1 protein-coding gene is annotated in these 3,511 nt (G+C 25.1%); it reads right to left on the reverse strand.

All coding sequences use genetic code 11. The annotated features are described in order from the left end of the window. Positions 1–1,383: 1,383 nt before the first annotated feature. Positions 1,384–1,545, reverse strand: coding sequence for a hypothetical protein (locus ACFIO3_RS10165; RefSeq protein WP_375607786.1), 162 nt, complete (start codon positions 1,543–1,545; stop codon positions 1,384–1,386). Between the last annotated feature and the right edge of the window lie 1,966 nt (positions 1,546–3,511).

Below are 3,511 nucleotides of genomic sequence, written 5' to 3' on the forward strand. Positions count from 1 at the left end.
TTTATTATCGATTTTATGGATGCGCTTGATACAGAAATCGCCTCACTTCCTCTTTCTCAAGATGATGAGTAGAAACTAGAAGTATAGTAAGTTATATTAGTAAATCAGCTTATTTTTCAATAAATTATGATATATAAAAAAATAATCACTTTTCAAAAACTATAAACTAAAAATTCTTATACAAAAGATAATATTCTTAAACCTAACCATTCTTGAAATAATGAAAAAGATTAAAAAAATAGGAAATAAAAAAACAGAAATATTGATAATAATATTAAAGTCTCTGTCTAAATGTAATCAGTAAATATTTTTTTAAGTTTAATATTATAAATTATTATAAAACTCATATCAAAACATTATCATATAAAGATAATAAATAATACATTATCATATAAAGATAATAAATAATCATTGTTCATAGAAATAACGTATACAAATAAAAACTGTTATAGAAAGTAATATAGTAAATATAATGAAAAAAAATGTCGTGAAAAAATTTTTTTCACAATTTCTTTGTTACTATAACCTTTAAATTTATAATGTAAAAACATGGAATAGAAAAATATAAAGAAAAAACATGTAGAAGATAATAATTCTGAAATAATACGAATAATATCAATCATAAAAAATCCAAATTAAAAACATATAAAAACAATAAACATTAATATATATTATTTCATATAAAAATTAATAATTTAAAATAATATAAAAAACGAATTTATTATTAATTAATGATTTAATTTTAATATTTTTTTCATTACATACCTTAGATACATAATACAATTTAAATAAATATAATTAAACAAAAAATGCAAAAAATAATTCATAAAATATATTAAAATTATAGATAACAAATAAAATTTCCAAATTAATCTATAATTATAAATTAATAATGAATAATCATTGTTCATAGAAATAACGTATATAAATAAAAAATGTCATAGAAAATAATATAAAGAACAAAAATATTCTTAACAAAATTTTTTTCCAAATTTCTTTTTTACTATAACCTTTAGATTTATAATATGAAAACAATGTATAGAAAAATATAAATAAAGCACCTATAGAAAATAATAATTCTACAATAATACTAATAAGCTCATTCATAAAAAAAATCCAAAATAAATATATAATTTTGTAAAATTATGCACCTAAACCTTCCAGTCAAGTTTGTAGACACATAATTATGCCTACAAGCTTGTTCATTTTAGAAATATCTGCTAATTTTTATATTAGCGGTAACATTCATAGGCTGTATATCCCAAACCTGTACCAAATCCTACTGCAGAGCCAACTCTTCCTCCTAACATTAGACCTTACATAGCGCCTATTGGTCCTCCAACTGTCCCCCCCCATAACTCCACCAATTACCACTCCCATATTCTATCCCCTACGTCCCATTGAAAATCCTGCTGAGAGATAATCTCCAACAGTACACCCAGGTCGTGATTCACTGCTTGAAAAATTCATTGATGAAATATTTGACCACGTATTAGAAACATAAGACCAACCATTAGAAAAAATAGAACTAAATGAACCAAACATATAAATCCCCCTTTATATTTTGTAAAAAAACATATCAGAACGATACAATTAAGATGGTTAGCATGCAGTTTAGCACGGCTATTAGCACTCTATCAAGCTACTTAGGGGCTTATTTAGCCAATCGGCTTACGCTAGAATTTGGACGACGCGTTTACACCCATCTTTTAAGGCTCTCCTGCCTGTTTTACGCCATTAGCAAATGGGAAAACTGTTTTCACATATTGGAAAGATTAATACAATTCGTGCTTTTTAAGAAAAAACTCTGTAAAAAAATAAACTTAGCAAATTTGATTATAAACTTATAGCTACATAAATTTATAGATACGCAAACAATCTATAACAAAAAATAGAATTTTCGTATAGAATGTTGCTTTTTCTATCTCTTTTTAACTAAGTCAGCTCATTTTCTGAAATGTAAAAAGTCTACATAGATATAAAACAAATACTAAAAATAAATCTTATTTAACCTGATAAAAAACATATCATATATAATAATATTTTAATTTAAAATAATTTATCTATTTTACGAATGATTTTATATATATAGAGATATAGATAGAAATTTAGAATTCTATAAATAATAAACTTAACTCAAATAAATCTAATTTTATATTCTTTTCAACTTCTTAATCTAAGTATATAAGAAAAAATTTTTAAATTATACATAATAAGAAAGTCAAAACATAATATATATAATTAAAAATAATATAAACTTATTTAAATGAAAGTTGTTTTTTATAATAAGTTAAATATAAATACTAATATCTAATATATTTAAAAGAAAAATAAATAAAAAAAATGCTAAAAAGAACAAAAAGAACAAAACAAATGTCTTAAGCGATTCCTTTATACTATTTTTCCAACTGTCACCACTGTATCTATAAATTAATGCAAATAAAAATATAAAAATAAATATTGAATACAACACATCAAAAACATTACTCATTAATAGTGAAATAATATTATCACCAATATACATAATAAACATCCGAAATAAAATATCTATTATCACACACAAAAATATCCCTGAAATCAGTTTAGCCATAGCTTTAAAGTATGTTTACAATATCACTGATCTCAGAAATATCTTACTAGCTATTTTCTAAATAAATTAGAAACAGCCTCCCTCCATTTTACGGATGGCATTGATTGTACTTATCTTTTAAACCGTTAACAGCTCCCATTACTCCGCCTGCGGCTGCTCCTTCCGGACACCACTTAATAAACCAATTAATGCTCCTGTGCCTCCCTTTATGACCGCTGATTCAACATAATCGCCTACTTCACAACTTGGATTCGGATGGCATTGATTGTATTTATCTACCATGGCGTCACCAGATCTTCTAGTCCACCTACTACTGCTCCACTCACAAAGCCAGCACCTGCACCTCCTAGTTTAGCAATAGAACCTCCGACTGCACACCAGCAACACCTCCTACTAATGCTCCTACGATGCCGCCTGCGCTTGCTGCTTGGGAATGAGCGCCTGCGCTACAATCATCTTCTTCTGGAAAAAGCCAACTTTTTGGATGTGAGTTACTAATTGAATTATGTGATGAGCATGCTATTTAGCAAAAAATAAACTATAATTTGTAAAAATATATAAATTATAATAAATAATAAAATACTGATAACAACTTTATTTTATATTATTTTAAAATTCCCATATATTCAATTAATAAATTTGCAGCATAATATAATATAAAAAACCTAACTGTTGATAATGTTGTCCTTTTTATACTCCAGTTCTCACCTTTAAATCTATTGTAAAAAAACATGCAAAGTCCAAATCCAATTGCTGTCACTAAGGAGCTAGTAAAAGTATGCATAACAAAAAATCCAGACTGAAATTTCATCTACTTTATGAAGTCTTTAATATATATAGAAAGTATAATTCAAATAATAAACTTAACTTAATTAAGTATAATTTTATATATAAACAATATTTATAAAATTCCCATATATT

Source organism: Bartonella sp. AD328YNZD (assembly GCF_042196425.1).